The organism is Spongiactinospora gelatinilytica, from assembly GCF_003236385.1.
GTDB classification, from domain to species: Bacteria; Actinomycetota; Actinomycetes; order Streptosporangiales; family Streptosporangiaceae; genus Spongiactinospora; species Spongiactinospora gelatinilytica.
On record NZ_POUA01000395.1, the window covers coordinates 1 to 6,944 of the forward strand.

Below are 6,944 nucleotides of genomic sequence, written 5' to 3' on the forward strand. Positions count from 1 at the left end.
GGTCACCTCACCGCCCCCCCCCAGCCCGCGCCGGGCGGATCATACGGCAAGGCCGTAAGGAAGGGCCGCAGCAGTTGCAGGTCGCGGGTGGTGACACCACAGCCGAGAATTGACCCGCTTACGTACAGGTCGGCATCGAAATGTCGGCGAGCACGAGCAGGCACGCCCGCACCGCATCACCGACTTGCTTCGGCGCGGCACGGGGGTTCCAGCCGCACGACATAGGGACCACTGCCGCGAAGATCCCCTGGATGCAGCAACCTCCGCAACTGGTCGGTGTCACGGCCGCGGGGCCCGTGCACCGCCGGTGAGGGCGAAACGCGGGAACCCCACCGCAGTACAGGCGAATGTCCAAGCCTCGAACGGCGCTCCCCCAGCCGCAACAGCGCCGCATCGACCTTGGAATTCTCAGTGCGTGTTTGAGAAGATCATTCATGTTCGGTGTGGCAGCGTGACGACGAGCGTTGACACTGCCAAGGTGGCCCGATACCCCCGGATCGCTACCCCTCGGACCTGACCGACGCACAGTGGGAACTCATCGAGCCCTTACTTCCCGAGCCGAACACCGGCGGGCGTCCGGAAAAGCACCCACGCCGGGAGATCGTCAACGCCATCCTGTACGTGGTCCGCTCGGGATGCCCGTGGCGGTACCTGCCCACCGACCTGCCGCCCTGGCAGACCGTGTACTGGTACTTCCAGCAGTGGGAGGCCGCCGGCGTCACCGAAGCGTTGCTGACCGAGCTGCGTATCAAAGCCCGCCGCCAGGCCGACCGCGCCGATGAACCCACAGCGGGCATCATCGACTCCCAGAGCGTCAAGGGCGCCGACACCGTCGGCCGCGACAGCCGCGGCTACGACGCGGGCAAGAAGATCAACGGCCGCAAGCGATTCATCGTCACCGACACCACCGGCCTGCTCGTGACGGTCGCGGTCCTGGCCGCGAGCTGGCAGGACCGCGATGGTGCCAAGACCGCCCTGTTGTCGGCGTACCTGACCACCCCGATCCGGCACGTCTTCGCCGACCAGGGCTTCGCTGGACGCCTGGTGGACTGGGCCCGTGACACTCTGCGCACCACCTTGGAGATCGTGCGAAAGCCCTCTGACCAGCGCGGCTTCAGCGTCATCTCCCGCCGTTGGGTGGTGGAGAGAACGCTGGCCTGGCTGACCGCTTGCCGACGGCTTGCCCGTGACTATGAACGCGACCCTGCCGTCTCGAGGCGATCATCCGCTGGGCTGCCATCGCCGGCATAGCCCGCCGCCTCACCCGGGAGCGGCCCCGCTCGGCGCCAGGCCAAAATCGTCTGCGCCTAAGCAAGATCGTCGATCTCAAACACTCACTCAGAGATTCACACGCAGGTCCGCTACCTGGCCTTCGGTACCAGCGCGCTGCGCTGGATCCACTTCGACCTCTACTTCGAACTCGCCGGAGCTGCTGATCGTCACCTTCCTGTTGCGCCTGGGTGAGTTCCGCGCGTATCTAACGCATCGTCTCCGTCAGCCCGATCGCTGTGCTTCTTGATATCGGCGCGCACCCGCCCTTCTATGACATCCGATTCGACGTCACCTGACCGGGCAACAGCACGCACGCGAACCGGTCTGATTCCGCCCCTGCGGTTCCACCGCCACTCGGCCGCGTGAACTGCGGGGGAGGCCAACTGCCCGATGTGGATGGGCTCGCTTCCCGGCGGCCGCAAGCGGCGTCGCCCAGGATCGTAAGCCAGGAACCGCTGGGCACCGCGCGAGCGGTTGACGGTGCAGGGCTCGGGGCGAGGGTCAACCTGCTCGGATCGCCATCGCGCGAACTGGATGCTCATCGATTGCGAATCCCCAGATGTCCGGACTCATGGGGGCGCGTTCTTCCGGTGTCGCGTCAGCATATGGGCGCGGCAGAGCCCGCCTCCTAGGTACAGTTCGTCCAGCGGACACTAGGCCCCGAGGAAATAGACTTGCAGGCGGTGGGCATGACTTACTTCAGGAGCTGGTGCACGCTCAAAATTCTCGTGCCCGTAGGCGACCACCATGCCGGCATCATCGAGTCATACAACGATGCCGCGGGCGTTGCAGCCCTCGCCGCAACTCTCCCGAAGGCGTACGCCGAATCCGAGTCCCTCGTGCAGATCGCGGAGCGACATGGCAAGCATGCGGTGGCCAAGTTCCTCCGCAACAAACTTCCCACCACAGCAAGCGCCCGCTCCGGGGACATAGGCGAGATCTTTGCGACGGCTTACCTCCACGAAGAGCGCGGGTATGTGGTTGGACCCAGCCGACTCATTCAGCGCGACCATCAAGAGTGGGCGATGAGAGGGGATGATGTACTCGGGGCAAGGCTCGACGCCGACGGCAAGCCCCACATCATCAAGGCCGAAGCGAAAAGCCGCGTCACGTTGAGCAGGCGTACCGTCATGGAAGCTCGCAAAGGTCTAGCACGCAACGATGAGCTGCCCTCGCCGCACTCGCTCACCCAATTCGCCGAACGGCTCCTGTCCACGGCCGACAGCGACGTCGGCGAGGCTGTGCTCGATATGCAACTTCTGGAAGGCGTTCGTCCTGGCCGCGTTGGTCACCTGATGTTCCTCTTCACGAGCAGTGACCCGAGTATGCACGTGACAGCAGATCTCCAGGCGTACCCGGGCACGGTGCCGCAGTTGACGATCACGCTTCGAGTCCAAGGCCACCAAAAGTTCATTGAGAACGCCTACGAAAAGGTGACCGCCAATGGCTCGTGAGGCGCGAGATCTAGCAGAAAGCCTTCTCAGAGCCACAGACGCTGGCTTCCGTAGGCGCCTACTGGCCCGTGGGCAGGCCCAATCCATGATCCGGCGCGAGGGCGTTCTGCCTCAGGATGCACCCACGTTCAGCCCCTTTCTTGACACGGACCTGCTCAACTACGGGTACTCGTTGCTGGCCACGAGTCTTGAGCTGTTGGAGTCCGCAGACGGCGACACGACCGAGCAAATCCTCATCGCACAGCAGGGGTTCATCCAGAGCTCCTACGCTCTTGAGGCTGCAACCCGGAACGCTACGCCCGAAGCAGATCTGGTCTTTCATAGGCTTGTCGCTGGCGCGGCCAGCCATCTCGGTGGCTACGCCGCGCGGGCGTTCTCGCTGATCCAGGCGAGCCGACAGTCGGGGCGGTTAACGCCGATGGAGCAGGCGCTGGTGGACCTCATACTGCGCGACTTGAGTTCGATCGAGCAGCGAACCCGGTCGCTACGCTCCTCTTCCCAGCTCGCCGATGACGCTCTGTTGATGAACCTAACCGCAGCGGGCAGCGACCCGGAGGAGGACACATCTCCGGACCAGGTCGGCCCCATTATTCTTCTCCTCAGCGAGAACTATCTTTCGGCGGTCTCGGCCGCCTTGTTCGCGATCGAGATCGGCAGCCGGGACCTGCTCGGGACCGCCCTCGAAGAGCTGCGGCTCGGCGAGCAGGCATCGTCGGACGTGAGCGTCCCTGGCCCCTGGTGGGTCTACCGGCTCACCCGGCATTTACTCGGAGGCCTGTTCGACACCAGCCTTGAGACAAACATCCCGGACGAACCACCGCCAGGAGCTGCTGACAACGTCGAACAGTGGCGCTATCTCCGGCGCACCTTCATTGAGTCGCTCCTAGCGCGGGAACGGTCCGAGATAGACCTGTGGCCCTCCCAACTCCACGTCGTCGGCAGGATCTTCCAGGACGTAGGGGATCTCGTTGTTGCGCTGCCGACCAGTGCTGGTAAAACCCGTATTGCCGAGCTGTCGATCTTGGCGTGTCTTGCACAGGGGCGGCGTACCGTGTTCGTCACCCCACTGCGGGCCTTGTCCGCCCAAACCGAGCATGTCCTCGCACGCACCTTTTCGCCGCTGGGCATCCGCGTCTCGTCCCTTTACGGCAGCATGGGGACGAGCGACGTCGACGAGGAAACCCTACGTTCCAGCGCAATCGTCGTGGCGACCCCGGAAAAGCTGGACTTTGCGCTTCGATCCGACCCGTCTGTGCTCGATGATGTCGGCCTCATCATCCTGGATGAGGGGCACATGATCGGGGCCTCCGAGCGTGAGATCCGCTACGAAGCCCAGATCCAGCGGCTTCTGCGTCGTCCAGACGCTTCGACGCGCCGCATCCTGTGTCTCTCGGCCGTGTTTCCGTCCGGAAGCGAGCTTGACGACTTCGTCGCATGGATCACTGACGAGAACCCGAATGGCCTGCATCGCGAGGAGTGGCGTCCAACGCAGCAGCGCTTCGGTCTTGTCGAGTGGCGCAGAGACCATGCGCGGCTGACCATCACTCTCGGACCCGACCAACCATTCATCCCGCGTTACTTCGAGGCAAAGGAACCGAGCGGCCGACGCAGGAAGCTGTTCCCGGCGGACCAACGTGAACATGTCATCGCCACCGCGTGGCGTCTGGTCGAAGAAGGTCAGACGGTCCTTGTCTTCTGTCCCCAGCGGAACTTCGTAGAACCGTACGCCCGCGCGATCGTCGACCTCTACAGCAGACACCTTATCTTCTCCGTCCTACCCTCAGAGGTCGAACTTCACGACGCGCTCGCTGTGGGCGCCGAGTGGTTCGGTGCCGATCATCCGATATTGAGGTGTCTTCAGCTGGGGGTGGCCATCCACCACGGAGCGCTCCCCGGCCCCTTCCGGCGAGAGATCGAACTCCTCTTGCAGCGGGGCAGCTTAAAGGTCACTATTGCCTCACCAACTCTCGCCCAAGGGCTGAACCTATCCGCCTCGGCGGTACTCTTCCACGGCCTTCGCCGCGGCAGGGACGTGCTTAAAGGTTCCGAGTTCGCGAATGTGATCGGGCGTGCGGGCCGTGCTTTCGTTGACACCGAAGGGCTTGTTCTCTATCCGATCTTCGAGCCAACTCCACTACGTCGTCGGGAGTGGCTTGCACTTACGCAGGGAGGCAGCGGTAAGGCCCTGCAGTCAGGACTCATCGAAATCGGCGTTGAACTCCTGAAAAGGATGTACGCATCGCAGAGGCCCGCTTCGGTGGAGCTCCTCCTCGAATACCTCACCGGCGGCCCCCACTGGTCCCTGCCTATCATGTCCCAGGAGACTGATGAGGGACGGGCCTCCGCTGCCGATAGTTGGCAGTCGAACCTCGCGTTGCTCGATATCGGAATTCTGAGCGTCGTCGGAGACAGCGACGTGGACACCGTCGCCGACGCCGCAACGCAGATTGTTGCCGATGCCCTGCGCGATTCGCTGTGGGAACGACAACTTCGCCGCTATGACGACACGTCAGCCTCTGCCGCACGAGAACTGGTGTACAGCCGGACCAGGCACTTGTGGCAAACGTCCACACCGTCGCAACGCCGCGGCTGGTTCTTGGCTGGGCTAGGGGCCGACGCCGGATCCGAGCTCTCCCAAGCATCTGGTCGCATCATCGCCTTGGCGGGCCAGGCCGAAGCCGCCATCGTCGACGCGAACCACGAGGCGGCCGCCGACTTGCTCGTGGCGATCGCCGACACTGTGTTTGCGGTGGAAGTTTTCGCTCCCGAGACAGCGCTCGGCAACTGGCAGGAGGTATTGAGGCACTGGGTTCACGGTCTGGCCCTCGGCGACCTTTCCGGCGACCGCGTCGCGATAGCGCAGTTCATCGAGGCCGATGTAATATACCGGCTCGTCTGGGGAATGGAGGCTGCCAGGGTCTACGAAACTGCCCAGGGAAACTTTGAGGCCGACGCCTTGTCGGGAACGGCAGTAACCGCGATCGAGACGGGAACGTTCAATCGGGCAGCTTCGATCCTTATACGCTCTGGCTTCGACCATCGCCTCGCAGCCATATCGGCAGTCACGAGCACCGGCGCCACATTTGACTCGGCTGCTGAAATGCGCCGGTGGATCGACAACCTCGACCCTGCGAAGGCCCTCAGTAAAAGCTGGCCGACAGCCGAGTCACGGTCGGCTTGGGAAACATTCGTGAATCCCTCGCGGACACGGAGCTCGCTTCGATGGAGCCACATGACCGAGGACCTGCAGGAGGTCACCTGGTACGGGACGGCCCCCGACCCGGGTACGTGGCTGCGCGTGACTGATGCTGGACCAGACAAGATTGAGATCTGGTCCATCGGTTACGACCTGCTCGGAGAAGCTGCCGTCCCACTCCAGCGTGAGCGCCAGGGCGTGTTGCGTGCTCAACGGCTTCGCACTGGCAGCGGAGTCCGTCTGCTCTATCGGGGCCCAGGTGACCTGCTCTCGAAGGCGCCTTAGGCCTGAGCGTTGACTCGTGATCGGACCTCCGAGGTCCGATCGCGCGGTAGGAATCGCGGAGTCCGCTCCTCAGTTCCCTGGTGCGGTAGAGCCGGCATTCATGGTTGCGGACCGGACCGAAGGTGCGGCGATGATCGTCATCGAGGGCCGGCGCCGACGAGGAAGCGAGTGCGCCGCTCGTCTGCTTGTATGGACATCCCAGCGACGGGCGGGCAGGTGGTGGACATGAGAGAAATTTCAATTCGCCACGCGGCCCTGAGCGGGCAACCAACCAACCGATCGCGCTGGCCCACGCGTCAACCGCGCCCAACCCAGCGAGCGCGAGCCAGGTATACCCCAACCCCGCCGACATCCCAACCGCATCCCGGGCTGCCCCGAACTTGCAGCCCTGCGCCGCCTGATCGACGACGAGTTCGCCTTCGCAGAAGTGGAGCACTGACTCTACATCGAATTGGGGCTGATTGGGGCGCAATTGGGCGAACTGGGGCGTCCGAGCCACGGCAGCCATGCCAGCTTGACCTGTACGCGATCCGGACGCGAGGCTCGACGCCTAAATGATCTACCGTGTGCCCGGTCCGTGCCCATGAGCAGCCCGCGAGCGACCATGCGAGATCAACTCCTCGCCCCAATCACTCCTCTGGCGAGGATGCGCAGGTCAGGTGGGGTGGGAGTGGTGGGGCGCCAGGGGCTCGAACCCTGAACCTACAGATTAAAAGTCTGCAGCTCTACCATTGAGC

2 protein-coding genes and 1 pseudogene are annotated in these 6,944 nt (G+C 63.8%); all 3 read left to right on the forward strand.

Annotated features, from left to right (window positions below; genetic code table 11):
- Positions 1–486: 486 nt before the first annotated feature.
- A pseudogene (locus tag C1I98_RS32730) lies at positions 487–1,292 on the forward strand (IS5 family transposase); the annotation flags it as partial.
- 663 nt (positions 1,293–1,955) lie between these two features.
- Positions 1,956–2,726: a Hachiman antiphage defense system protein HamA gene (locus tag C1I98_RS32735; protein ID WP_497845905.1), complete on the forward strand. Its 771-nt coding sequence runs from the start codon at positions 1,956–1,958 to the stop codon at positions 2,724–2,726.
- Positions 2,727–2,811: 85 nt separating this feature from the next.
- Entirely contained in the window at positions 2,812–6,207 is a 3,396-nt protein-coding gene (locus tag C1I98_RS32740; RefSeq protein WP_158558277.1) for a DEAD/DEAH box helicase, read from the forward strand.
- Positions 6,208–6,944: the final 737 nt, after the last annotated feature.

Bases quoted from the DNA above. Each gene is read 5' to 3' on its own strand.
- C1I98_RS32740 (WP_158558277.1), top strand. From the start codon at position 2,812: ATGATCCGGCGCGAGGGCGTTCTGCCTCAGGATGCACCCACGTTCAGC.